This is a genomic window from Gaetbulibacter aestuarii, from assembly GCF_039537665.1.
Classification (GTDB): Bacteria; Bacteroidota; Bacteroidia; order Flavobacteriales; family Flavobacteriaceae; genus Gaetbulibacter_A; species Gaetbulibacter_A aestuarii.
Genome location: NZ_BAABAY010000001.1, coordinates 421,964 through 446,846, shown reverse-complemented (window position 1 = coordinate 446,846; position 24,883 = coordinate 421,964). Strand labels below are relative to the sequence as shown.

The 24,883-nt window shown below is 37.8% G+C and carries 25 protein-coding genes and 1 tRNA gene; 12 read left to right on the top strand and 14 right to left on the bottom strand.

Going from position 1 to position 24,883, the window contains the following annotated elements; all coding sequences use genetic code 11:
• Position 1: 1 nt before the first annotated feature.
• From ABD682_RS01860 to odhB, 3 genes are all read left to right on the top strand, one after another.
• Entirely contained in the window at positions 2-352 is a 351-nt protein-coding gene (locus ABD682_RS01860; protein WP_344738397.1) for a hypothetical protein, read from the top strand.
• Between the two features lie 197 nt (positions 353-549).
• Positions 550-3,297 carry a 2-oxoglutarate dehydrogenase E1 component gene (locus ABD682_RS01855; protein WP_344738392.1) on the top strand — a complete coding sequence of 916 codons (2,748 nt, stop codon included), beginning with the start codon at positions 550-552 and terminating at the stop codon, positions 3,295-3,297.
• A 25-nt stretch (positions 3,298-3,322) separates the two neighbouring features.
• Positions 3,323-4,546, top strand: coding sequence for a 2-oxoglutarate dehydrogenase complex dihydrolipoyllysine-residue succinyltransferase (odhB, locus tag ABD682_RS01850; RefSeq protein WP_344738390.1), 1,224 nt, complete (start codon positions 3,323-3,325; stop codon positions 4,544-4,546).
• Positions 4,547-4,894: 348 nt separating this feature from the next.
• Here odhB and ABD682_RS01845 read toward each other — a convergent pair whose 3' ends face one another.
• Positions 4,895-5,335 (bottom strand): retropepsin-like aspartic protease, encoded by a 441-nt coding sequence (locus tag ABD682_RS01845; RefSeq protein WP_344738388.1) that lies wholly within the window; start codon positions 5,333-5,335, stop codon positions 4,895-4,897.
• A gap of 80 nt (positions 5,336-5,415) precedes the next feature.
• Here ABD682_RS01845 and ABD682_RS01840 point away from each other — a divergent pair, with 80 nt between their 5' ends.
• The 8 genes from ABD682_RS01840 to ABD682_RS01805 all read left to right on the top strand — a co-directional run bounded on the left by ABD682_RS01840 (position 5,416) and on the right by ABD682_RS01805 (position 10,620).
• The gene (locus ABD682_RS01840; RefSeq protein WP_344738386.1) at positions 5,416-6,183 is read left to right on the top strand and encodes a TatD family hydrolase; all 768 of its coding nucleotides are present in this window, start codon (positions 5,416-5,418) and stop codon (positions 6,181-6,183) included.
• A 2-nt stretch (positions 6,184-6,185) separates the two neighbouring features.
• The gene (locus ABD682_RS01835; protein ID WP_344738384.1) at positions 6,186-7,217 is read left to right on the top strand and encodes an asparaginase; all 1,032 of its coding nucleotides are present in this window, start codon (positions 6,186-6,188) and stop codon (positions 7,215-7,217) included.
• Between the two features lie 76 nt (positions 7,218-7,293).
• Positions 7,294-7,381, top strand: a tRNA-Ser gene (locus tag ABD682_RS01830).
• Positions 7,382-7,456: 75 nt separating this feature from the next.
• Positions 7,457-8,233, top strand: a complete 777-nt coding sequence (locus tag ABD682_RS01825) for a MotA/TolQ/ExbB proton channel family protein (RefSeq protein ID WP_344738382.1) — start codon at positions 7,457-7,459, stop codon at positions 8,231-8,233.
• A gap of 24 nt (positions 8,234-8,257) precedes the next feature.
• Entirely contained in the window at positions 8,258-8,695 is a 438-nt protein-coding gene (locus tag ABD682_RS01820; RefSeq protein ID WP_344738380.1) for a hypothetical protein, read from the top strand.
• A 4-nt stretch (positions 8,696-8,699) separates the two neighbouring features.
• On the top strand, positions 8,700-9,311 hold the full coding sequence (locus tag ABD682_RS01815) for an ExbD/TolR family protein (RefSeq protein WP_344738378.1): 612 nt from the start codon (positions 8,700-8,702) through the stop codon (positions 9,309-9,311).
• Between the two features lie 22 nt (positions 9,312-9,333).
• Entirely contained in the window at positions 9,334-9,810 is a 477-nt protein-coding gene (locus tag ABD682_RS01810) for an ExbD/TolR family protein (protein WP_344738376.1), read from the top strand.
• A gap of 120 nt (positions 9,811-9,930) precedes the next feature.
• Positions 9,931-10,620, top strand: a complete 690-nt coding sequence (locus ABD682_RS01805; RefSeq protein ID WP_344738374.1) for a porin family protein — start codon at positions 9,931-9,933, stop codon at positions 10,618-10,620.
• Here ABD682_RS01805 and ABD682_RS01800 read toward each other — a convergent pair.
• From ABD682_RS01800 to rplM, 11 genes are all read right to left on the bottom strand, one after another.
• Positions 10,615-11,223 carry a hypothetical protein gene (locus ABD682_RS01800; RefSeq protein ID WP_344738372.1) on the bottom strand — a complete coding sequence of 203 codons (609 nt, stop codon included), beginning with the start codon at positions 11,221-11,223 and terminating at the stop codon, positions 10,615-10,617. The two genes, ABD682_RS01805 and ABD682_RS01800, sit on opposite strands and share 6 nt — an antisense overlap.
• Complete coding sequence (rpoN, locus tag ABD682_RS01795) at positions 11,220-12,680, bottom strand: RNA polymerase factor sigma-54 (protein ID WP_344738370.1); 1,461 nt, start codon at positions 12,678-12,680, stop codon at positions 11,220-11,222. The genes ABD682_RS01800 and rpoN overlap by 4 nt, the downstream gene beginning before the upstream one ends.
• 81 nt (positions 12,681-12,761) lie before the next feature.
• On the bottom strand, positions 12,762-14,195 hold the full coding sequence (gene asnS / locus ABD682_RS01790; RefSeq protein ID WP_344738368.1) for an asparagine--tRNA ligase: 1,434 nt from the start codon (positions 14,193-14,195) through the stop codon (positions 12,762-12,764).
• Between the two features lie 81 nt (positions 14,196-14,276).
• Positions 14,277-16,697, bottom strand: a complete 2,421-nt coding sequence (locus ABD682_RS01785) for an efflux RND transporter permease subunit (protein WP_344738366.1) — start codon at positions 16,695-16,697, stop codon at positions 14,277-14,279.
• A gap of 48 nt (positions 16,698-16,745) precedes the next feature.
• The gene (locus tag ABD682_RS01780; RefSeq protein WP_344738364.1) at positions 16,746-18,017 is read right to left on the bottom strand and encodes a hypothetical protein; all 1,272 of its coding nucleotides are present in this window, start codon (positions 18,015-18,017) and stop codon (positions 16,746-16,748) included.
• Between the two features lie 51 nt (positions 18,018-18,068).
• A complete protein-coding gene (gene frr / locus ABD682_RS01775) occupies positions 18,069-18,629 on the bottom strand; it encodes a ribosome recycling factor (protein WP_344738362.1) in 561 nt (186 codons plus the stop codon).
• A 42-nt stretch (positions 18,630-18,671) separates the two neighbouring features.
• Positions 18,672-19,379, bottom strand: a complete 708-nt coding sequence (pyrH, locus tag ABD682_RS01770) for a UMP kinase (RefSeq protein ID WP_344738360.1) — start codon at positions 19,377-19,379, stop codon at positions 18,672-18,674.
• Positions 19,380-19,529: 150 nt separating this feature from the next.
• Positions 19,530-20,504, bottom strand: coding sequence for a translation elongation factor Ts (tsf, locus tag ABD682_RS01765; protein ID WP_344738358.1), 975 nt, complete (start codon positions 20,502-20,504; stop codon positions 19,530-19,532).
• Positions 20,505-20,585: 81 nt separating this feature from the next.
• Positions 20,586-21,368 carry a 30S ribosomal protein S2 gene (gene rpsB, locus ABD682_RS01760; RefSeq protein ID WP_344738356.1) on the bottom strand — a complete coding sequence of 261 codons (783 nt, stop codon included), beginning with the start codon at positions 21,366-21,368 and terminating at the stop codon, positions 20,586-20,588.
• A 191-nt stretch (positions 21,369-21,559) separates the two neighbouring features.
• On the bottom strand, positions 21,560-21,946 hold the full coding sequence (rpsI, locus tag ABD682_RS01755; protein ID WP_344738354.1) for a 30S ribosomal protein S9: 387 nt from the start codon (positions 21,944-21,946) through the stop codon (positions 21,560-21,562).
• Positions 21,946-22,401 carry a 50S ribosomal protein L13 gene (rplM, locus tag ABD682_RS01750; RefSeq protein WP_344738352.1) on the bottom strand — a complete coding sequence of 152 codons (456 nt, stop codon included), beginning with the start codon at positions 22,399-22,401 and terminating at the stop codon, positions 21,946-21,948. Before rplM ends, rpsI begins: the two co-directional genes overlap by 1 nt.
• A gap of 324 nt (positions 22,402-22,725) precedes the next feature.
• Here rplM and ABD682_RS01745 point away from each other — a divergent pair, with 324 nt between their 5' ends.
• A complete protein-coding gene (locus ABD682_RS01745; RefSeq protein WP_344738349.1) occupies positions 22,726-23,289 on the top strand; it encodes a type 1 glutamine amidotransferase domain-containing protein in 564 nt (187 codons plus the stop codon).
• Between the two features lie 61 nt (positions 23,290-23,350).
• Here ABD682_RS01745 and ABD682_RS01740 read toward each other — a convergent pair whose 3' ends face one another.
• Positions 23,351-24,313, bottom strand: a complete 963-nt coding sequence (locus tag ABD682_RS01740) for an L-threonylcarbamoyladenylate synthase (protein WP_344738347.1) — start codon at positions 24,311-24,313, stop codon at positions 23,351-23,353.
• 152 nt (positions 24,314-24,465) lie between these two features.
• Positions 24,466-24,807 carry a hypothetical protein gene (locus tag ABD682_RS01735; RefSeq protein WP_344738345.1) on the bottom strand — a complete coding sequence of 114 codons (342 nt, stop codon included), beginning with the start codon at positions 24,805-24,807 and terminating at the stop codon, positions 24,466-24,468.
• Between the last annotated feature and the right edge of the window lie 76 nt (positions 24,808-24,883).

The following is a 24,883-nucleotide window of genomic DNA, read 5'->3' as shown; positions in this document are numbered from 1 at the left end:
AATGGCATTTCCTCAAAACATTGACGGCCTCCTAACTGAAGCTGAGAAGCATGAACTTTACTCCAAATTAGTACAACAACTAAATAAGGATTTTCATTTAGCAAACATCGCCATCGATTTCCCTAATGACATTGAACCTGATCAGTTAAAAATTGGACTTCATGAAACGGTTTTTAAGCTCATTCAGGAAAAGTTCGCTGATTATCTCAATCTCCTTTACATTATTGATGTTTCTGAAAAGCAGGTTCGGGCTTTGGAAGGCGATGATATGGTGGCTTTAGCTGAAGCCGTTTCGTTTTTGATTTTAAAACGGGAATGGCAAAAGGTTTGGTTTAAAGCCAGGTATTCCTGAGTCGTTTTTTCAACTAAATAAATCTCGATTAATGTACAAAATGGTTGTAATTTCTAACAAAATTAAGCCTTGTAATGAGGTATCATAAAAACCATATTTAACCATTGATAATTATGATGGAAAGAAACATCTAATTATTGTAAATGTTGTATTTTTGATGAATATTTTGACTAACCGTTTCGGTATTAAATATAATAATGGATAAATTTTCCTTTTTAAATGCAGCGCATACGGCATATTTTGCCGATTTATACGATCAATATTTAGAAAATCCTGACTCTGTTGAGCCAAGTTGGCGTGCCTTTTTCCAGGGCTATGATTTTGGAACAGAAAACTATGGTTTGGAGGGTGAAATCATGGAAGGTGTTTCTACGCAAATGCCTGAACTTCTTCAAAAGGAGTTTCATGTAGTTCGCTTGATTGATGGCTACCGAATGCGGGGTCATTTATTTACCAAAACAAATCCGGTACGTGATCGCCGAAGTTACACCCCAACCCTGGAGCTGAAAAATTTCGATCTCACAGAAAATGATCTGGATACGGTTTTCAATGCGGGAGAGATCCTGGGCTTAGGGCCGGCAACACTTCGGGAAATTGTAGCGCATCTGGAGCGTATTTATTGCAGCTCTATTGGTGTTGAATATATGTACCTTAGAAATCCGGAAGTGATTTCCTGGTGGCAGGAGCAGCTCAATAAAAATGATAATCAGCCAAACTTCTCTGAAGAGACCAAAAAATATATTCTTTCCAAATTAAATCAAGCCGTTAGTTTCGAAAACTTTTTGCAGACAAAGTATGTTGGGCAAAAGCGTTTTTCTTTGGAAGGTGGAGAATCTTTGATTCCTGCCATTAGTAATGTGCTCTTTTATTCTGTTGAAAAATACGGAGTTAAAGAATGCGTGATCGGGATGGCTCACCGTGGACGATTGAACACATTGGTTAATATTTTTAGAAAACCGGTTCGCGAGTTATTCAGTGAGTTTGAAGGTAAGGATTTTGAAGATGAAAATATTGATGGCGACGTAAAATATCACCTGGGCTTAACCTTGGATAAAACCTATCAGAACGGTAAAAATATAAAAATGAATCTGGTGCCAAACCCTTCACACTTAGAAACCGTAGCACCGGTTGCAGAAGGTATTACCAGAGCGAAAATTGACGCGGATTATGATGGTGATAATTCAAAAATTATCCCGATCATCGTTCATGGGGATTCCGCTATAGCCGGACAAGGTATTGCTTATGAAGTGGCACAAATGAGTCAGTTGAACGGCTATAAAACCGGAGGGACTGTTCATATTGTGGTAAACAATCAAATTGGATTTACCACAAATTATCTGGATGCGCGTTCCAGTACCTATTGTACGGATGTGGCAAAGGTAACCTTATCACCCGTAATGCATGTTAATGCTGATGATGCTGAAGCCGTAGTTCACGCGGTAGAAATGGCATTGGAATATCGTATGCGCTACAAAAAAGATGTCTACATCGATCTTTTGGGCTATAGAAAGTACGGTCATAATGAAGGCGATGAACCGCGGTTTACGCAACCAAAACTATACAAGAATATAGCAAAGCATCCGAATCCTTTTAATATCTATGCGGATAAACTTATTGCTGAAAAGACTATAGATCAGGCCTATGTTGATAAAATTCAGGCTGATTTCAGAGCGACTTTAGAAGAAGAGTATGAAAAGTCCAAAGAAGCTGATTCTTCAAAAGTGAGAGAATTTATGCCAGACCGCTGGTCGAAATTTGAACGTCAAGGATTGCAGGCGATGTTAAAGCCTGTAGATACTGCTTATCCAAAAAAACAATTGGAAAATATTTCAAAGGTAGTTTCTACGGTTCCGGAAGGTGTAAAATTTTTACGTAAAGCAGTACGCATTCTGGAAGGGCGTGCAAAAATGGTTTTTGAAACCGACACCCTCGACTGGGGTATGGCGGAAACCTTAGCTTATGGAAGTTTGATGGAAGAAGGTTTTAATGTGCGTATATCGGGGCAGGATGTAGAGCGCGGAACCTTCAGTCACCGTCATGCTATTTTAAGAGATGAAATATCCGAAGAGCGTATCAATCTTTTAAATACAAACCCAAACAACAAAGGGAAAATGGATATTTACAACTCCCTGTTGTCTGAGTATGGTGTATTAGGATTTGATTACGGATATGCCATGGCCAATCCGAACACCTTGACCATTTGGGAAGCACAATTTGGAGATTTTAGTAATGGTGCTCAAATTATATTCGATCAATATTTATCTGCTGCGGAAGATAAATGGAAGTCACAGAACGGGATCGTAACTTTGTTACCACATGGATATGAAGGTCAGGGTTCAGAGCATTCTTCAGCACGTATTGAACGGTACTTACAATTATGTGGAAAGGATAATATGAGTGTTACTAACTGTACCACGCCTGCAAACTTTTACCACTTGTTGCGCCGTCAAATGAAACGCAGCTTTAGAAAACCACTGGTTGTTTTTACACCGAAAAGTTTATTGCGTCATCCAAAGGCTGTGTCGTCGTTAAGTGAACTAGCCGAAGGCCAATTTGAGGAGGTTATCGATGATACCATCGACCCTAAAAATGTAAAAAAACTGGTATTCTGTACAGGGAAGTTCTATTACGATCTGTTAAATGAGCGTGAAGAACAAAACCGTGATGATATTGCTCTGGTGCGCATGGAACAGTTATTTCCGTTGCACCTTGAAAAAATTCAAAAAGTTATCGACCGGTATCCGAATGTTAAACACTATGTTTGGGCACAGGAAGAACCACAAAATATGGGAGCCTGGAGTTTTATGTTACAACACATGAATTTGGTAAAACTGGAGGTTTGTGCTCGTGATTTCAGTTCTGTGCCGGCACCCGGTTCCAGTACTCGCGATAAAAGAAGACAACGCCGTGTAATTGATGCGGTTTTTGAAAATGAAAAAAAATAATACAAGATAATTAATATTACTACCAATGATTTTAGAAATGAAAGTCCCGTCGCCGGGGGAATCCATTACCGAAGTAGAAATAGCCACCTGGTTAGTTGAAGATGGGGATTATGTTGAAAAAGATCAAGCCATTGCAGAGGTAGATAGTGATAAAGCTACCTTGGAATTGCCAGCAGAAGCTAGCGGTACCATTACCCTAAAAGCGGAAGAAGGGGATGCTGTTGCTGTTGGAGCTGTTGTGTGTTTGATCGATACCGATGCTGAAAAACCTGAAGGCGGCGCTGCACCTAAATCGGATGCCAAAGAAGAACCAAAATCTGAAGATAAAAAAGAAGAAGCTCCGAAAGCGAGTTCGTCTGAAGAAAAAACCTATGCTACAGGAACTGCCAGCCCGGCTGCTAAAAAAATATTAGCGGAAAAAGGAATGGAAGCTTCTGAAGTGAAGGGAACCGGGAAAGATGGTCGCATTACCAAAGATGATGCCCAGCAAGCGGTACCATCCATGGGAACCCCAACCGGAGGCAGTCGTGGTACTACCAGAAGTAAAATGTCGATGTTACGCCGTAAAGTTGCTGAGCGTTTGGTAGAAGCTAAAAATACGACAGCCATGTTAACCACTTTCAACGAGGTTGATATGTCGCCTATTTTCGAATTACGAAATGCTTACAAAGAAGCGTTCAAAGAAAAGCATGGTGTAAGTCTAGGATTTATGAGCTTCTTTACTCTTGCCGTAGTTCGTGCGCTTAAAATGTACCCGGCAGTAAACTCTATGATCGATGGTAAAGACATGATAAGCTATGATTTTTGCGATATCAGTATTGCGGTTTCAGGTCCTAAAGGCTTGATGGTTCCTGTGATCAGAAACGCGGAGAATTTAAGTTTCAGAGGTGTGGAAGCTGAAGTTAAACGTTTAGCACTTCGCGCTCGCGACGGAAAAATTACGGTAGATGAAATGACTGGAGGAACCTTTACCATTTCCAACGGTGGAGTTTTCGGAAGTATGTTATCTACGCCAATCATTAATCCACCTCAAAGTGGTATTTTAGGTATGCATAACATTGTTGAGCGCCCTGTGGCTGTTGACGGAAAAGTAGAGATCAGACCCATTATGTATGTAGCGCTTTCTTATGATCACCGTATTATTGATGGCAAGGAAAGTGTAGGCTTTTTAGTAGCTGTGAAAGAAGCCCTGGAAAGTCCGGAAGAATTGCTCATGGACAATGATGTAAAAAAAGCTTTGGAATTGTAAGATTTCAAATCTTAAAAATAAATGAAAGCTATCTCTAACGAGGTAGCTTTTTTTGCTTTAAAATGGAAAGTAAAATGGTCTAAAAACGCGGAAGCTCCTAACTACGAGAGTTAAGAGCTTCCATTAATTCTCCCTAAGAACTAATTAATAGCGTGGTAAATATAATATAACGTAACCAATTAAAAAAGAATTAGTTATCAATGTTTTTGTTTAACGGTTGTAGAGAACGTTAAACAAATGAAGGAAAATATCTTAAAATCGTCTGTAAAAACCTTCCGAAACCAAGGCTATATAAGGTGTAAGTAAAAAATTACAAAAGTGAAACAAAATAAGATTTTGTACCGAATTTTATAGTTTTAGGTATAAATATTTTTTTTGATAATCGATAATTCCCTTCGCTTTTTTAAGAATATCGGCCCCTATGATGCCATCAACAGGTTTGGAATTGTGATTTGTTAAGGCCGTATTTACATGCGTTAGATTAAAAAGGACCAAAATGGCTTTGTTATGTTTCCACTTACCAATCTTGATTTTATTTTTTTTCGACATTTTGGTTTCCATGTCGATAGCACCGGCACCGGCAGCCTTAATTTCAGAAATTTCTGCATCAAGTTGAAAAGTTTCAATACCCTCAAAACCCACACAGGAATTGGAAGCACCGGTATCTAAAATGAATAAACCTTTCTTACCATTGATTGAGGCTTTTATTTCAAAATGATTGGTTTTAGTGAGGTGTAATTTCACTTTAGTATAGCCTTTTTCCAATAAAAAATCTTGTAACGATGCCATCTGTTTAGTTTTAGGCAAATATAATGATGTAAAACAATTATTTTTGCTTAAGATTGAATGACATTGAAAATTAGTACGACGTGATTATAACAGATACACATGCCCATTTATATAGTGAAGAATTTGATGACGACCGTGAAGCCATGATGCAACGGGCAATGGATGCCGGTGTTTCACGCTTTTTTATACCTGCTATTGATTCCACCTACACTCAAGCTATGTTCAATTTAGAACGTGCCTATCCGGACCATATATATTTAATGACCGGGTTGCATCCTACGCATGTGAAGGCTAATTATGAGGAAGAATTGCAGCATGTTGAAAACAATCTCGCAGAGCGAAAATTTTATGCCATAGGAGAAATTGGTATCGACCTCTATTGGGATAAAAGCACTTTAGAGATTCAACAAAAAGCTTTTAAACACCAGATTCAGCTGGCAAAAAAATACAAATTACCCATAGTGATCCATTGTCGGGATGCCTTTGATGAAGTTTTTGATGTTCTGGAAAGTGAAAAAGGGGAGGATCTTTTTGGTATTTTTCATTGTTTTACGGGCACTCTGGAACAGGCTAAAAAAGCCTTATCCTATAATATGAAGCTTGGAATTGGTGGTGTGGTAACCTTTAAAAATGGTAAAATAGATCAATTTATTAATCAAATTGACCCTAAACATATTGTTTTGGAAACCGATGCACCTTATCTGGCACCAGTACCTTTCCGCGGTAAGCGAAACGAAAGCCTTTATGTTGTAAATGTTTTGGAAAAATTATCTGACCTTTACAATATGTCTACGGAAGAACTTGCTGCGATTACCACAAAAAATTCTGAGGATATTTTTAACGCATAATGATGACGGATAAAAAACCCAACATATTATTGGTTTATACCGGCGGAACCATTGGTATGGTCAAAGATTTTAAGACCGGTACCTTAAAAGCCTTTAATTTTAATAACCTGTTGAAGCAGATTCCGGAGCTTCATTTGTTGGCCTGCGACATTAATACGATTTCTCTGGAGGAACCTATTGATTCCAGTAATATCAACCCGGACTATTGGGTTAAGATTGCTGAAATTATTGCGGATCATTACGATGATTATGATGGTTTTGTAATTTTACACGGTAGTGATACCATGAGTTATACAGCGTCTGCTTTAAGCTTCATGCTGGAAAATCTAAAGAAACCGGTGGTATTTACCGGTGCTCAATTACCTATTGGCGACTTGCGTACGGATGCCAAGGAAAACCTGATCACATCCATTCAGGTAGCTTCGTTGCAAGAGCATGGTAAACCGGTAATTCAGGAAGTGTGCTTGTATTTTGAATATAAATTGTACCGTGGTAATCGTACCACTAAGGTTAACGCCGAAAACTTTCAAGCCTTCAGATCGTATAATTATCCCGAACTTGCAGAATCGGGTGTTCATTTAAAGGTGAATCATAAATATTTGTTGCGAAGAAAATCCGAAGCGCCATTCAAATTAAATAAATCTTTGGATACCAATATTGCACTAATTAAGTTGTATCCCGGAATTTCGGAGGCCGTAATTTCAAGTATTTTGAATACGGCCAATTTAAAGGCCGTAATTATTGAAACCTTTGGTTCGGGAAATAGCACCACAGCATCCTGGTTTATCAATTTACTTTCTAATGCCATTAAAAAAGGAATACATATTATTAATGTAACGCAATGTTTGGGTGGTAGCGTGATTATGGGTCAGTATGAAACCAGTAGTCAGTTAAAAAAAATAGGCGTAATTTCAGGAAAGGATATTACTACCGAAGCGGCATTAGGTAAGTTAATGCATCTATTAGGACAGGATGTTTCTGATAATCAATTCAAAACCAAGTTTGAAACGTCATTATGTGGAGAATTGTCCTAAAATTAACTTTGAAAATTTTAGTGTTTAAAGTTTTTTTTGTTATTTGACCCCCCGTAATTTTAGAACAGGAAAATATAGAGAGGTGGCCGAGTGGTCGAAGGCGCACGCCTGGAAAGTGTGTATACGTCAAAAGCGTATCGAGGGTTCGAATCCCTTCCTCTCTGCTGATAATTTTTACACTTAAATTACTTTTTTTTTATATCTTTAACACTTTAACTAATAAAATTAAGATCGAGAACATGAAAAGAATATTTTCTATCCTTGCCATCACTGGTTTAATGGCATTCGGAACAGCTAACGCAAGTACAATTGCAACTACAACGACGGCTACAACCACTGTAGCAACACAAGATGACCAAGCCGCTACTGCATCAGCAGATGAGAGCGCAAGTTTTCATCAAGAATTAAAGAAACGATTTATTGAAGGTAGCCCGGGGTTCATGGGGATTGTACTTTTATGTTTAATCTTAGGATTAGCGATAGCAATCGAAAGAATTATCTATTTAAATCTTTCAACCACTAATACGAAAAAATTAACACAATCTGTTGAAGACGCCTTATCTTCTGGTGGTGTTGAAGCTGCAAAAGAGGTTTGTAGAAATACAAAAGGACCTGTTGCTTCTATTTTCTATCAGGGATTAGACAGAACTGACGAAGGTTTAGAATCTGTTGAAAAAGCCGTTGTATCTTACGGAGGTGTTCAAATGGGACAATTAGAAAAGAACGTATCATGGATTTCATTATTTATCGCTTTGGCACCAATGCTTGGTTTCATGGGTACGGTAATTGGTATGATTCAAGCCTTTGATAAAATTGAGGCAGCCGGTGATATGCAACCATCACTTGTAGCAGGAGGTATTAAAGTAGCCCTTTTAACAACAGTGTTTGGTTTGATCGTGGCTATCATCCTTCAAATTTTCTACAATTATATTATTGCTAAGATTGATAGTATCGTTAATGATATGGAAGATGCTTCCATTACTTTAATGGACCTATTGATCAGAAATAAAAAGTAATAATCTAATATTTAAACGTACATTATGTTACAAAAAATAATAAAAATAATAGCCTTTATCCTGGCCATAGGCGGTGCTCTTATTGCATTGATGATTATGGGTACGGATCTAGAGGTTTTGAAAACGACTTCCCCTCTGGTTGACAATATGCTATATGTATCTTACATTGTACTGGCAATTGTTCTGGCTTTGGTTTTAGTTTTCGTAATCAAAGGACTATTTACAGGAAATATCAAGAAAACCCTGCTTACCGTAGGTGCCTTTTTAGTGATTGTGTTGATTTCTTACGGAATATCTTCCGGAACAAATCTGGATTTACAACCGTTTATCGCTAAAGGAGAAAACGTTACACCGCAAATTTCTAGATATGTAGGTACTGGTCTTTACACATTTTATGTGTTGGCTGTACTGGCGATTTTATCTATGTTATTTTCAAGTGTGAAAAAAATATTTAATAAATAAAACTATGGCAAAACGAGCAGCACCAGAAGTTAATGCAGGCTCTATGGCCGATATAGCGTTCTTATTATTAATTTTCTTCCTGGTTACTACAACCATTGAAACCGACTCCGGTATCAACAGAAAACTTCCTCCAATGGAGGATAATGACGAGGATGTGGTGATCAAGCAAAAAAATATTTTTACCGTGCTTTTAAATGGTAAGGATCAATTGCTTGTTGAAGATGAATTAATGGATCTTAAGGACCTAAGAGAAGCTGCCAAAGAGTTTTTAGATAATGGAGGCATCCCGAAAGGACAAGAGGGATACTGCAGTTACTGTCAGGGTAAACGTGATCCTTCGTCTTCAGATAATCCGGATAAAGCTATTATCTCATTAGCGAATAACAGAGAAACCTCTTATAAGCAGTATATAGCCGTGCAGAACGAATTAGTTGCGGCGTATAATGAATTGCGAGATCGTAGAGCTCAGGAATTATATGGAGAGACCTTCGCAGAGATGGAGGCGAATTATAACGATGTAAATTGGCCCGGAAATAAGGATAAGCTTAAAGAAAAAATTGAAAAAATAAAAGTTGAGTATCCTCAAAAACTTTCCGAAGTTCAAGACACGAAGTAAAATTTAACATTCAAAAAATAATATGTCTAAATTTAAAAAGAAAAAAGGAGGCGATGTACCGGCAGTAAATACTGCGGCATTACCTGATATTGTGTTCATGCTTTTATTCTTTTTCATGGTGGCTACCGTAATGCGGGAAAACACCTTGATGATTCAGAATAACTTGCCGTTCGCTGATCAGGTAGAAAAGCTTGATAAGAAAGATTTGGTAATGTATATCTACATAGGAAAACCAAGTCAGAATTACAAGCAATACGGTACTGAAGCGAGAATTCAATTGAATGATAAATTTGCAGATGTTTCAGATATTCCTGCATTTATTAATGCCGAACGTGCATCAAAACGTGAGGAATTAGTACCATTTTTAACCACTGCCTTAAAAGTAGACAGTGACGCGAATATGGGTATTGTAGGTGACGTGAAACAAGAATTACGCAAAGTAAATGCACTTAAGATTAATTATACCACCAAAAAAGGAAGTGTTTTTGGACGAAATTAATTTTAAACATTCTTAATTTTATAACTACTAAGGCGTTTTGAATTTCAAAACGCCTTTTATTTTATGCTTAAAATCTCTTATTTTTAGAGGAAATTGTAATCTAGACGGATTAATTATTTAATGAAAAAAATCCTTTTTTTAATACTATGCTTTCCATGGTTTGGAATGGCTCAGGGAGATGGCTTGAGTTCCACTGTGGACTCCCTATACCGTGAAGATCAGTTTTATGTTGGTGTTACTTATAATTTGTTAAGCAACCAACCAAAATCCCTTTCTCAAAATGGGTTTTCTCTAGGGTTTAATTTAGGCTTTATTCGCGATATGCCAATTAATAAGCGTCGTAATGTGTCTATCGGACTCGGTATTGGGTACGCTACAAATTCCTTTAATCAGAATCTTTTAATCACGAAAGATGGCGCCGGAGGTTATACTTATAGCATCCTGAATGATTCCCAAACATTTACCAAAAATAAATTTTCTAATCAGGTAGTTGAAGTTCCTTTGGAATTTAGATGGCGTACCTCTACGCCAACAGATTATGCTTTCTGGCGGATATATACCGGTTTGAGGGTGGGATATGTATTTCACAACACAGTAAAGTATTCCGGAAATCAGGGCGATATCAAACTTATCAATGTTAGCGATTTTAATAAGTTTCAATACGGACTTACCTTGAGTGTGGGATACAATACCTGGAACTTACACCTGAATTACAATCTGAATGCTTTATTTAATGATCAGGCTAATATCGACGGGATTCCCATTGACATGAATACCCTAAAGTTAGGCTTGATGTTTTTTATTTTATAACCAGTAATTGACCAATACCAATTGGGGCAGTACCCCAAGGAAAAAACCCATAATGAGCTCTAATGAATTATGTGCTTTTAAATGCAGGCGGGAAGTTGCTACAGCACCTAGCATGATGGCCATTAATGCTAAAGTGCCATTAATATTGATGCTAAAGTGAATGCTAAGCACTATAAAGAACATAAATACACCTGAAACGGCGATTATATGAATACTTGCTTTAAATTTCATAATAGCCAAAACCAAACAGCTTATATTAGAAATTAAAATCCCTATGAAAAAATAGTACAGCTCTATAATTTGAGTGGGTGTGATTATACGCTTTAGAATAATTATAATAATAACACAATTCAAAGCTAAGGGTATAATGCGTTCTTTGCTGGTTTCCAAATAAATGGAGTTTACTTTATTGATGGTATTAAGCAGTAAATAGATCAGTATAGGTAAAATAATGGTAAGAATAGAAAGAGAGATCAATTTGGCTCTGATAACTTCGTCCGGGATAAACCGAGGGGTTTTCGAGAAATAAAAAATCACACCCAAAAGCGGCATGAACAGGGGATGAAATATAAAAGAAATACTTCTTAGAATTTTATCGGTCATATCTTTTTACGTAAACGAGCCACAGGGATATCCAATTGTTCGCGATATTTGGCTACGGTGCGTCGTGCAATAGGATAGCCTTTATCTTTTAAAATTCCTGCTAAAGTTTCGTCGGTTAGGGGTTTTTTCTTGTCTTCTTCCTCAATAACAGTCTCCAATATTTTTTTAATCTCACGTGTAGAAACATCTTCACCCTGATCATTTTTCATGGATTCTGAGAAGAACTCTTTTATAAGTTTCGTGCCATAAGGCGTATCAACATATTTACTGTTTGCCACCCGTGAAACTGTAGAGACATCCATATTAATTTCATCGGCAATATCCTTTAGGATCATCGGTTTTAGATTACGTTCATCGCCAGTCAAGAAATATTCTTTTTGATAGTCCATTATGGCACTCATCGTAACAAAAAGCGTTTGCTGACGTTGCTTAATGGCTTCGATAAACCACTTTGCGGCATCCAGTTTCTGTTTGATAAAAACCACGGCATCCTTTTGGGATTTAGACTTGTCCTTTGCTTCCTTATATCCTTTCAGCATATTACTGTATTCGCGGGATACATGAAGCTCAGGAGCGTTTCTTCCATTCAATGTTAAGTCTAGCACGCCATCCACGATCTTAATAGCAAAATCCGGAACCACATGTTCTACAATGCGATTATTTCCGGCGTAAGAACCTCCGGGTTTTGGATTGAGGTGTTCAATCTCGTTAATAGCATCCCTAAGCTGAAGCTCTGTAATATCGAATTTTTGAAGTAGCTTCTGGTAATGTTTTTTGGTGAACTGATCGAAGGCTTCATCGATAATCTTGATCGCAAGTTCTGTATCAGGAGTTTTTTCCTTTCTATGCAATTGAATGCTTAAACATTCCTTTAAGTTTCGGGCACCAACGCCCGCCGGATCTAATTGTTGAACCGTTTTTAAAACTGATCCGATTTTATCTTCAGTGGTAAACACGTTTTGTGTAAATGCCAGATCATCCATTATATCGGATAGCGTTCTGCGGATATACCCACTCTCATCAACACTACCCACTAAGAACTCGGCAATATCATGTTCTTCCTCACTTAAGCGATAGGTGTTTAATTGATTTAATAAGTGTTGTGTGAAAGATGTTCCTGAAGCATAGGGCACGTTCTTATCCTCATCATCACTGCTGTAATTGTTGGATTGGGTGCGATAATCCGGAATTTCATCATCACTTAAATAATCATCAACATTGATGTCTTCTGCGTCAATGGTGTCGTTATCATCAAAATCATCTTTGGAATTGTCCAAATCGTCATCAAAATCACTCTCCGCAGTTTCCTTACCACCTTCTAAAGCCGGGTTTTCTTCAATTTCCTGTTTTATGCGTTGCTCAAATGCCTGCGTAGGTAGCTGGATCAGTTTCATTAACTGAATTTGCTGTGGCGACAGTTTTTGCGATAACTTAAATTGTAAGTGTTGCTTGAGCATGCCTTGATTTGGTTTAGGCTAAATTTAAAAAAAATTGTTCACCATAAAGGTAAAGTAAAACCTAATAGTTTATTAAAATTACTAAAACTCTGCGTTTTGTGGCGTTCTGGGATAAGGAATCACGTCTCTGATATTGGTCATTCCGGTTACAAACATCACCAAACGCTCAAAGCCTAATCCGAATCCGGAGTGCACTGCAGTACCGAATTTTCGAAGATCCAGATACCACCATAATTCATCCTCCGGAATATTAATGGCTGCCATTTTTTGTTTTAAAACCTCTAAACGTTCTTCACGCTGGGCGCCACCAACAATTTCGCCAATACCTGGGAACAATATATCCATGGCTCTTACGGTTTTTCCATCGTCATTCAAACGCATATAAAACGCCTTGATATTTGCCGGATAATCGAATAAGATCACAGGACATTTAAAGTGCTTTTCAACCAGAAAACGTTCGTGTTCACTTTGCAGATCTGTTCCCCATTCTTCTATTAAATATTGGAATTTTTTCTTCTTATTTGGTTTGGAATTCCGCAAAATGTCGATAGCCTCAGTATAACTCACTCGCATGAAGTTGTTATCAGTAACAAACTTCAATTTTTCAATAAGGGTCATTGGGTTACGCTCTGCTTGAGGTTTACGTTTGTCTTCGTCTTGCAGGCGGTTATCTAAAAATTCCAGATCTTCCGCGTTGTTTTCCAAAACATACTTTAATACATATTTCATAAAATCTTCGGCCAGATCCATGTTCCCGGGAAGGTCCATAAAAGCTACCTCAGGTTCGATCATCCAGAATTCCGCCAAATGGCGCGATGTATTAGAGTTTTCTGCTCTGAAGGTAGGGCCAAAGGTATATACCTTGCCTAGAGACATGGCATAGGTTTCGGCTTCTAATTGTCCTGAAACGGTTAAATTGGTTTCCTTACCAAAGAAATCCTTGGTGTAATCTGTTTTACCCTCATCATTTTTTGGCACGTTATCAAGGTCTAAATTGGTAACCTTGAACATTTCTCCGGCTCCTTCAGCATCACTTCCTGTAATTATTGGCGTATGCATGTAATAAAAGCCGTTCTCATTAAAGTATTTATGAATGGCGAACGATAAGGCAGACCGTAAACGCATCACGGCGCTAAAGGTATTTGTTCTGGTTCGCAGGTGCGCTTGTTCTCTTAAAAATTCTAAAGAGTGTTTTTTAGGTTGAATGGGATAGGTTTCAGGATCAGATTCTCCCAGAATTTCTAAGGATTCAACCTGAATTTCGACCTTTTGACCTTTACCCAAACTTTCAACCAATTCACCTTTTACATGAATGGCGGCTCCGGTAGTAATTTTCTTCAAAAGGGCTTCATCGAAATTTTCAAAATCAACAACGCATTGAATATTTTGAAGCGTCGATCCGTCATTCAAGGCAATGAAACGATTCGCTCTAAAAGTTCTTACCCAGCCTTTTATTTCAACTTCAGGGATGGTAATATCCTGAGATAACAAATCAGCAACTGTACGAGAGTTCATGTATTCAAATTTTTTAGATTGTAAATATAAATGTTTCGAACCTCAATAACCACTGTGAACAGCTATTTTTACCTCTATTATTTAAGATAATTTTTCTGAATTATCATCTTCGTCTTCCTCCTCATCATCTTCATCAGGAATGATGTTTATAGAAGGTTCACGAAGTACTTCCTTGTTCGCGATACTGCGTTCTAAGGATAGTAGTAATGAAGGTAATAACAGGAGATTTGATAGCATCGCAAACAGGAGTGTTATGGATACTAAAGCCCCTAAAGCCACGGTGCCTCCAAAACTAGAGATCGTGAATACCGAGAATCCGAAAAATAAAACGATGGATGTGTAGAACATGCTGACACCGGTTTCACGTAGTGCACCATATACGGAGGTTTTGATCTTCCAGTGATTCTGTTGTAATTCCTGCCGGTACTTGGCCAGGAAGTGAATGGTGTCGTCTACAGAAATACCAAAGGCAATACTAAATACCAGAATCGTAGACGGTTTTAAGGGTACCCCCAGATAACCCATTAAGCCAGCTGTTACCAAAAGCGGTAAAAGGTTTGGAATTAATGAGATAACGATCATTCGAAATGAACGGAACATATAAGCCATAAACAGGGCAATCAGAAAAATGGCCAGTGATAAGGAAAGCACAAGATTTTTTATCAGGTATTTAGTTCCTTTCTGAAATACTAAGGCCTTTCCTGTTAGTACTACATTGTAGCGATTCTTTGGAAATAATTTAGTTATTTTTTGTTGCAGATTTTCTTCAATACGCTCCATTTTATCGGTACCAATGTCCTTCATAAACGTAGTGATGCGCGCGTATTGTCCGGTACTATCTACAAAGTTCTTTAACAGATTCACATCTGAGGTCGAGTTCTTTGCATAGGAAAGAATAAAACTGTTCTCATAAGATGTTGGCAGTTGGTAAAACTTAGGATTTCCATTGTAATAGGCCTGTTTGGAATATTTTACCAGGTCTACAACGGAGATCGGTTTTGAGAGTTGTGGGGTTTCATCGATCAACTCTTCAAGCTCGTCCATGCGCTTTAAGGTCGATAATTTCATAACGCCTTTTTTACGCTTGGTATCAACCATAACCTCCAGCGGCATAATACCGTTAAATTCCTTTTCAAAGAATTGAATATCCTTATAAAACTCCGTTTTTTGCGGCATGTCGTCTATCAAACTACCGGAAACTTTTATTTGATACATCCCAATCATACTGGCAATAAGCAGGACTAAGGCTATCGAGTAAATGGTGATGCGTTTGTGGCGTACCATGCGTTCCATCCAATCTACAAAACCTCCGATCCAGCGTCTGTTCAAATGTTCTAAATGCCGGTCTTTTGGAAGCGGTAAAAAGGAATAAATGATTGGAATCACCAAAATACAGAGTACAAAAATGGATAGAATACTCAGAGAGGCTACAACACCAAATTCCTTTAATAATTTACTTTGCGTGATGATAAAGGTTGCAAAACCGGAAGCCGTAGTTACGTTGGTCATCAGGGTTGCATTACCAATTTTGGTAATCACGCGTTGTAATGATTTAATTTTATTGCCGTGTTTTTTTACCTCATGCTGGTATTTATTTATGAGGAAAATACAGTTCGGGATCCCGATCACAATGATCAGAGGTGGAATTAAGGCAGTAAGTACCGTGATTTCGTAATTCAGTAATCCAATAATACCTAAGGTCCACATAACGCCGATGCATACCACCACCAGAGATACCAGCGTGGCCCGCATGGACCTGAAAAAGAAAAAGAAAATAAACGACGTCACTAATAGCGCTGCAGCTACAAAGAATCCTATTTCATCAACAATACTTTTGGAGTTAAGGGTTCGGATGTAGGGCATACCCGAAACATGAACATCGAGATTGTATTTCTGCTGAAAGGCATCAATTTTTGGACTCAGTTTATTCAACACAAAATCCTTGCGAACTTCGGTGTTTACGATATCCTTTTTCAGATAAATGATAGACCGCAGTGTTTTGGTTTTTTTATTAAATAAAAAATTATCGTAAAATGGATATTGATTAAAAAGCTCATCTTCAAGCTTATTGATCTGCGCTTCTGAAGCCAGGGAATCTGTAATGAAAGGTTCCAAAACAAACTTTTCATCTTTAGTATCTTTTTCAAGTTTTTGAAGATCTTTTAAGGAAATAACGGCTTCAACTTCCGGGTCTTTTTTAAAGCTGTCAGACAATCGATTCCAGGCATTCAACTTTTCAACGGAATAAAGAGAACTATCCTTTACACCGAGTACAATGATATTGCCTTCTTCACCAAAAATCTTAAGAAAATGATCGTACACTATGGTGGCCTCATGGTCATCCGGCAGTAAGTTTGCCTCTGTGTAGCTCATGCGCATTTTATCCCATTGGGTACTGAAGAAAATAGTGGTTCCCAGAATGACAATTAAAATACCGATTTTGTTACGTAAAATCAGCCGTGCCGTAACGTGCCAAAAATTTTTTGAAAATAGTTTTAACATGCTATTAATTAGAGATGCGCAAAGGTAGAAATAAAGCTAGGTATAACCTCATAAACTCAAGTTAAATGTAAACTTAAAAGCGACATTATCTGCAAAATATGGTAAATGATAAGCACCGTATCGATAACTCAGACTTAGCCCAAAACCAAAGAGTAATTTATTGATCTCAAATCCGGATTCTGTGTAGCCTTTATTCAAGGTGTCAAAGGTGATGTTTTGATGCCTGTTTATATGATTCATATCGCCTAGGGCATATCGGGTAATTAACACGAGTTGGGGTTGAAATTTTTCTGAAATATGAAAAGGTTTTAGGTAATGTTTGAATTGAAGCGTCACGAATCGATCCGAAAAGAACTCGTTAAAATACATGGTTTCAAAACTATTGATACCAGCAACCGAAAAGCGCTGTAGAATTTTTTCTTTAGTGATATTGTTGGGGTAAGCATGATACAAATGTGTTAGTGGTGCATGACCTATAGCCAAACCTCCCATGACCGTTATTTCAGAATAATGATCTAATGAATTGCCGAAGCGTTCAATGGTTTTAAAATCAATTTTAGAAAAGTTGAAATCGCCATCTAAAAGGCCCTTAAAGCTCTGAGTAAATTGCAGTGACATTTTTGGAAATCCCTCTTTAATTTCTTTAATACCGTTCTCTTCAAATAAAAAACTACTATACGGACTCCAGTTAAGTGCCATCTTGGCCTTACTAATAACGTATTGCTCATACGACCCATTATCCAAAACATAAGTATAACCAAATGTTGGATCGATATTACTTCTGGAAATCTGTGTTGCCGCTAGTAACTTGGATCCTAATTGATGTTCAAGCGTAATGGCCTTAGTAATGTGTTTATAAAAAAGATCGATATTGATCAATCGGGGTTGGAATAATTGAAATATACGCTTGTCCGTTAAATAATCGCTACTACCGGTTTCTTTAAGATCATCAGTATAACTCAGGCTAAGCCAGGTGTTTGATTTTTGGGCAAGGCGAACACCACCACCAATACTGTACTTAAAATTGTGATCTCTGAAACCATAAACCACATAGCCATTTACGCGAAATTTATTTGAAAAATTACTGTTGGTCTCACCGCCAAAACCAGAACGCAGGCCTTCGTACTGATTGAATTTTACAAGATAGCGCAGGTCGATATTGAAATATTTGGTAGGGTAGAAGCCATTCCCCAAATACGCTTTGAATTCTTGTTTTTTCAGAGAATCGTTTTCTTGTTTTGCTTCGGAAGTTATTGTTTTCTGAGCCCAGGAAAATGTCAGGCTAAAAAAAAATAGAAGAGTAAAAAGTGGTTTAATCATGAGCTCATAAGATAACGATCAAAAAAAAGCGACCTTTATGTCGCTTTTCAATTATACGGTCATGATTTCTTTTTCTTTAATTTCGAAAATGCCGTCAATTTTATCGATGAATTTATCAGTTATTTCCTGAACATCAATTTCAGCATTCGATTTTAAATCCTCAGAAACATCATCTCCTAATTTTTTAATATCGTTATTAGCGTCTTTTCTGGCGGCGCGAACACTTATTTTAGCCTCCTCTGCTTCGGCTTTGGCTTGTTTTGCCAGATCACGACGGCGTTCCTCTGTTAAAGGTGGCACGTTGATAATAATTGATTCACCATTGTTCATCGGATTAAATCCTAAATTAGCTATCATAATACCGCGTTCAATTTCTTGAAGCATACTTTTTTCCCAGGGTTGCACCGTAATGGTTCTTCCATCTGGGGTATTCACATTGGCTACCTGATTTAACGGCGTTTGAGTTCCGTAATATTCCACCATCACACTGCCTAACATGGATGGACTGGCTTTTCCGGCCCTAATATTTACCAATTGTTTTTCTAAATGTTTTACGGCATTGGTCATAGCTTCTTTTGCCGTATCTAATATAAATTGAATGTCTTCGTTCATGATTTTAACTTTTAGGTCTTTACAACTATACTCGGTTAAATTTTAGATGTTTACTTCAGTGCCCACCTTTTCACCCGAAACCACTTTAAATAAATTACCTCTCTTGTTCATATCAAAAACAATGATAGGTAATTCATTTTCCTGGCTCAGTGTAAAAGCCGTAGTATCCATTACCTTTAGGCCCTTTTTTAAAACCTCATCAAAAGATATAAAATTAAATTTAATTGCTTTGTCATCTTTTTCAGGGTCGGCATTATAAATACCATCCACCCGGGTTCCTTTCAAAATAACATCGGCCTCGATTTCTATAGCACGCAATACGGCTGCAGAGTCTGTAGTAAAATAAGGATTTCCGGTACCGCCACCAAAAATAACCACACGCCCTTTACTTAAGTGACTCATGGCTTTTCTTCGAATAAAAGGTTCCGCAACTTCGTTGATTTTAATCGCCGTTTGTAATCGGGTTTGTACATCGGCATCTTCCAAAGCACTTTGCAAAGCAAGCCCATTAATTACGGTGGCCAACATCCCCATATGATCGCCTTGTACGCGATCCATACCATTACTGGCTCCGGCAACACCTCTAAAAATATTTCCACCACCAATTACAATGGCGACTTCCACACCGCGTTCCGTAATTTCTTTGATGTCTTGGGCGTATTCGGCTAATCGCTGCGGATCAATACCATATTGGCGGTCGCCCATAAGGGCTTCTCCTGATAGCTTAAGTAGAATTCTTTTGTATTTCATCAATATTATCTATTCCTTGGGTTTTATTGGATGCTCCTTCTCAAGGAAGTTACGCAAATATAAGCAATATCTTAATTTGCTGATATGGATTTTGGGTATAAAAAAACCATCACGTTTATGGTGATGGTTTTTTTAAATATAAGTTTTGGATTAGCCTACAGTTACACGTTTAAAACTTGTAATTTCAACATCACCATAAGACGCTACATAATCTGCAACATTCTTTTTCTCATCTTTAATGAACTTCTGATCTAATAACGCTTTTTCTTTATCTAAAGTCGTGTTATCAGATAGGAAGCGATCCATTTTTCCGGGAAGAATACGATCCCAGATCTGCTCAGGTTTACCTTCAGCTTTCAATTCAGCTTTGGCAGCTTCTTCAGCTTCCGCTAAAACTTCAGGAGTTATTTGAGACATCGAGATATATTGAGGCACATTCTTCAATGTTTTTCCTAAACGGGCTAATTCTTCGTTTTCTTTTTTGATCTCAGCGATTCTGGCTTCGGTTTCAGAGGCTACGAATGCAGGGTCAAAATCTTTATAAGATAAGGTTGTTGCTCCCATAGAAGCTACTTGCATGGCAACATCTTTTACCAAAACATCAGCCTTATCAACTTTAGCAGATAAACCTACCAAAGCCGCAATTTTGTTAATGTGAACATAAGCTCCAACATAAGGCGCTTCTAGTTTTTCAAATGCGGTAATGTCTAGTTTTTCACCAATAACACCGGTTTGCTCAGTTAATTTATCAGCTACGGTCATGCCACCAAAATCAGCTTCTAAAAAGGCTTCTTTTGAATCATAGTTCAAAGCCAATTCAGCTAAATCATTAGCTAAAGCTACGAAAGATTCATTTTTACCAACAAAGTCAGTTTCGCAACCCAGAACGATAGCAACACCTGCAGTTTCATCCGCATTGATCTTTGCCACAGCAGCACCTTCAGAAGACTCTCTGTCGGCTCTTTTTTCAGCTACTTTTTGTCCTTTTTTACGTAAAACCTCGATAGCTTTATCAAAATCACCTTCAGCTTCAACCAAGGCTTTTTTGCAATCCATCATACCCGCTCCGGTAGCTTGTCTTAATTTGTTTACTTCAGCGGCTGTTACTTTTACTGTAGTACTCATAATGATTTTTTATTTTAAATGCCGTTTGATTTTTTCCGCTTTCGCGGAAGGATCGTACGACGCTTTAATTTTTGTTATTGTTTATTCTTCTTCTTCTCCGGCTGCAACTTTAGATTTTTCAGCTTTTTTAGCCTTCTTAGCTTTAGGAGCATCTTTATCACCTGAAGCGTCTTTTTCAGCTTTACGCTCTGCTAAACCTTCAGCTATAGCGCCGGTTACATGCGTTAAGATTTTATCGATCGATTTAGAAGCGTCATCATTGGATGGAATCACGTAATCTACCTGACGTGGGTCAGAGTTCGTGTCTACCATCGCAAAAATAGGAATGTTTAATTTTTGAGCTTCTTTAATCGCGATATGCTCACGCTTAATATCAACTACAAACAAAGCACCGGGCAAACGAGTCATGTCACTGATAGAACCTAAGTTCTTTTCTAACTTGGCTCTTAAACGGTCTACCTGTAAACGCTCTTTCTTAGAAAGGGTGTTAAAGGTTCCGTCTTTCTTCATTCTGTCAATAGATGCCATTTTCTTAACCGCCTTTCGAATCGTTACAAAGTTGGTTAACATACCACCTGGCCATCTTTCAGTGATGTAAGGCATGTTGATCGCGCTGGCTTTTTCAGCAACGATATCTTTTGCTTGCTTTTTGGTAGCTACAAATAGGATCTTACGACCAGAGCTTGCAATTTTACTTAGTGCTGCTCCGGCTTCTTCTATTTTTGCTGCCGTTTTGTAAAGGTTGATAATATGGATGCCGTTACGCTCCATGTAAACGTAAGGAGCCATGTTCGGGTCCCACTTACGTGTAAGGTGTCCGAAGTGTACACCTGCTTCAAGTAATTCTTTTACTTCTACTGCCATTTTTGTAATAGTTTACGTTCTGTTGAATTAGCAATGATCAAGTGGTCATTTTTTAAATTCGCCTTAATCATTTAGATGCTAAACTAAATCCTGTCATTTTTGAGACTAGGAGTAACAATGAACTAGTTTTTAATTGTTTTAATTGTGATAGCAAACTTTTAGAAAAATAAGTCTGATATCGAAATAGGATATTAACGTTTTGAGAATTGGAATTTCTTACGCGCTTTCTTCTGACCGAATTTCTTACGCTCTACCATTCTTGGGTCTCTGGTTAATAAACCTTCTGGTTTTAGGATACCTCTGTTCTCAGCATCAACTTCGCACATGGCACGAGAAAGTGCTAAACGTACTGCTTCTGCTTGTCCGGTAATACCGCCACCATATACATTAACTGTAATATCAAAGTTGCCGTCATTGTTGGTCAAAGCTAAAGGTTGTTTTACTTTGTACTGTAAAGTAGCTGTAGTAAAATAACTAGCTAAGTCCTTTTTGTTTACTGTAATGTTACCTTTTCCCGGGGCAACATAGGCGCGTGCAACAGCCGTTTTTCTACGGCCAATTTTGTGAATTACATCCATTATTTAAATTCGTTTAAGTTAATTGCTTTTGGTTTTTGCGCTGCATGAGCGTGCTCAGAACCAACAACAACTGTTAGGTTACGGAATAAATCAGCTCCTAGTTTGTTTTTAGGAAGCATTCCTTTAATTGATTTTTCTACCACGCGAGCAGGATCTTTCCCATATAATTCTCTTGCGGTTAAACTTCTCTGACCTCCAGGATACCCGGTGTGACGAATGTATGATTTCTCATTCCATTTGTTTCCGGATAGGTTGATTTTTTCAGCATTGATAACGATCACGTTATCGCCACAATCAACATGAGGTGTGAAGTTTGGCTTGTGTTTTCCTCTTAAAAGTTTTGCAACTTTTGAAGATAAACGACCAAGCGCCTGACCATCAGCATCAACAACAACCCACTCTTTATTTACAGTGGCCTTGTTGGCTGATATCGTTTTGTAGCTTAATGTGTCCACACTTATTATTTTTTAATACCTGTCTGCCGACAGGCAGGTTAAACATTCCTCTCCCAAAAAGAGTTTGCAAATTTACGATTATAAATTTGATAACCAAATAGTGAAACACATTATTTTTAGATATAAAACGCACGATTTTTTTCGTGCTAAAATCATATTTTTCAATGCGTTAAATTCTTTTGCTCATTTTTGACAAAAACGACGATTTAAGGCCTCTTAACAAAAGGTGTTAAGTTCAGGTTAAACCCACTGTTTTATTTGGTTTCGCGACATATAGATGTTATATTAAATACAAACGAAATATTAATTAAAAAAATTTACGAAATGGAGAATTTGAATAAAAAAACTGTTGCTATTTTAGCAACCAATGGATTTGAGGAAAGTGAATTAAGAGAACCTAAGCGCGCTTTAGAAAAAGCAGGTGCTGATGTGCATATCGTATCCATCGATGGGGGAGAAATCCGCGGATGGAGTGACGGTAACTGGAGTACCGAAACAATAAAAGTTGATAAACAAATAGATGAAGTAACACAAAGCGATTATAATGCTTTGATGTTACCGGGTGGCGTTATCAATCCCGATTTATTGCGTCGCGATGCGAAAGCAGTAAATTTCGTGAAATCATTTTTTGAGAAGCGTAAACCTGTAGGTGCTATTTGCCATGCCCCATGGTTATTGGCTGAAGCCGATGTGTTGCGCGGAAGAAAAGTTACCTCGTTCAACTCCATTAAAACGGATATCAAAAATGCCGGGGCTTACTGGGTAGATGAAGAAGTTGTTGTAGACGAAGGATTAGTGACCAGTAGAAGTCCGAAAGACTTACCTGCATTTTGCGATAAGTTAGTTGAAGAGGTCTATGAAGGTAAACATGAGATGCAGACTGCCTAAGTTTGTAACCCATTAACCTGAATAGGAAAAGCAGAATTTCAATTTTGGAATTCTGCTTTTTTTATGCGTTTACCGTGGCGCGCTGCAAGCGGTCGTTGATAGATTTTCCCAAACCATGATCGGGGAGACGTTCGGCGATAATGACATCCAGTTCCTGTGTGTCCATGGCATGTAAAGCATCATAAAGTTGTGCTGCGGCTTCATTTAAACTACCGTTTTTCGACAATACTATTTGAAAATCAATCAGATCTTCAGGAACAGACGACTGATAAACCAAAGCACCAATCTTCTTTCCCGGATGTTTTTTAATTTCATCTAAAACAGAATCCACTAAAACCGTTTGGGTTTTCGGGGCATAATGACGATTCAACATACCCGGTGCTTCCGGGGCTTGTTCTTTTTTGTTCATCACAGGAAGTGTGCCTACTACGGCTTCAAGGTCTTCTAATGCAATGGAACCCAGGCGATACACCACAGGGTCGTCACCTTCAAACCCAACAATGGTCGATTCAATACCATGCTGGCACGGACCACCATCCAGAACCATTTTTATATCATTTTTAAAATAATTCTCTACGTGTTTCGCTCTAGTCGGACTGATACTGCCAAACGGATTGGCACTAGGCGCAGCCAAAGGAAAATCGAGTGATTCCAAAAGTTTTAATGTGAGCGGATGTTTTGGAACACGCACTGCTACCGTATTTTTTCCGGCTGTAATAAGATCCGGAATGTTTGGCTTTTTTGGTAATACCAGCGTAAGCGAACCCGGCCAAAATGCTTCAGCTAATTGCTTAGCTTTTGGGGGAACATAGGCTGCCACATTTTCTAAATAATCTATGTTGGGAATATGAACGATCAACGGATTAAAAAAGGGCCGCTTTTTCGTTTCAAAAATAGCCTTGATCGCTTTTTCACTAAAAATATTTCCGGCCAGACCATAAACGGTTTCCGTGGGAATAGCAACAAGGTCGTTCTGTTCCAAAATGGCTTTTGCCCGAGAGATATCGGTTGAAATAATGCTCATACTCCTAAAATGATGGCAAAATTAGCTTTTATTATCCTCATGTAAAAATAACAAGAAGCTTAAAGCGAAATTATTCTGGTTCTGCGATGCCTGATTTCATTATGAGGAATGCTATCATCGTTATTTTCTGTTGGTTTTAAAATCAAATACCTTTAGCAACTTATAATCATTTTGGTATCCTTAGAAATCTCTACAATGTTGGATTTGCAATCAAAACCAATAACGCTATGAATATTATTTTTACTTAAACTACTGGCTTTTTCGGGATTTGATTTTACATTATGGATCATAAATATTCCGAACATAGAAATAGTAACTAAATACGTGATAAAAATTAATTCCTGCTTGTTCTCCAAAAAGATATACATCCCCGGAATAATCTGGAAGTTTAAGACCAGAAATACTAAATGATGTTTAATATGCATGGAATAGTTTCGAAATATTATAAAGTAGAAAAATACACCGAGGAAACCCAATACAAGTAAAAGAAGCATTTTATACAATTTACTTTTACTCAAATGTGTTTTTTGGATTAATCCATGGCCATTAGTTTTAAAAAATTTATGCCAA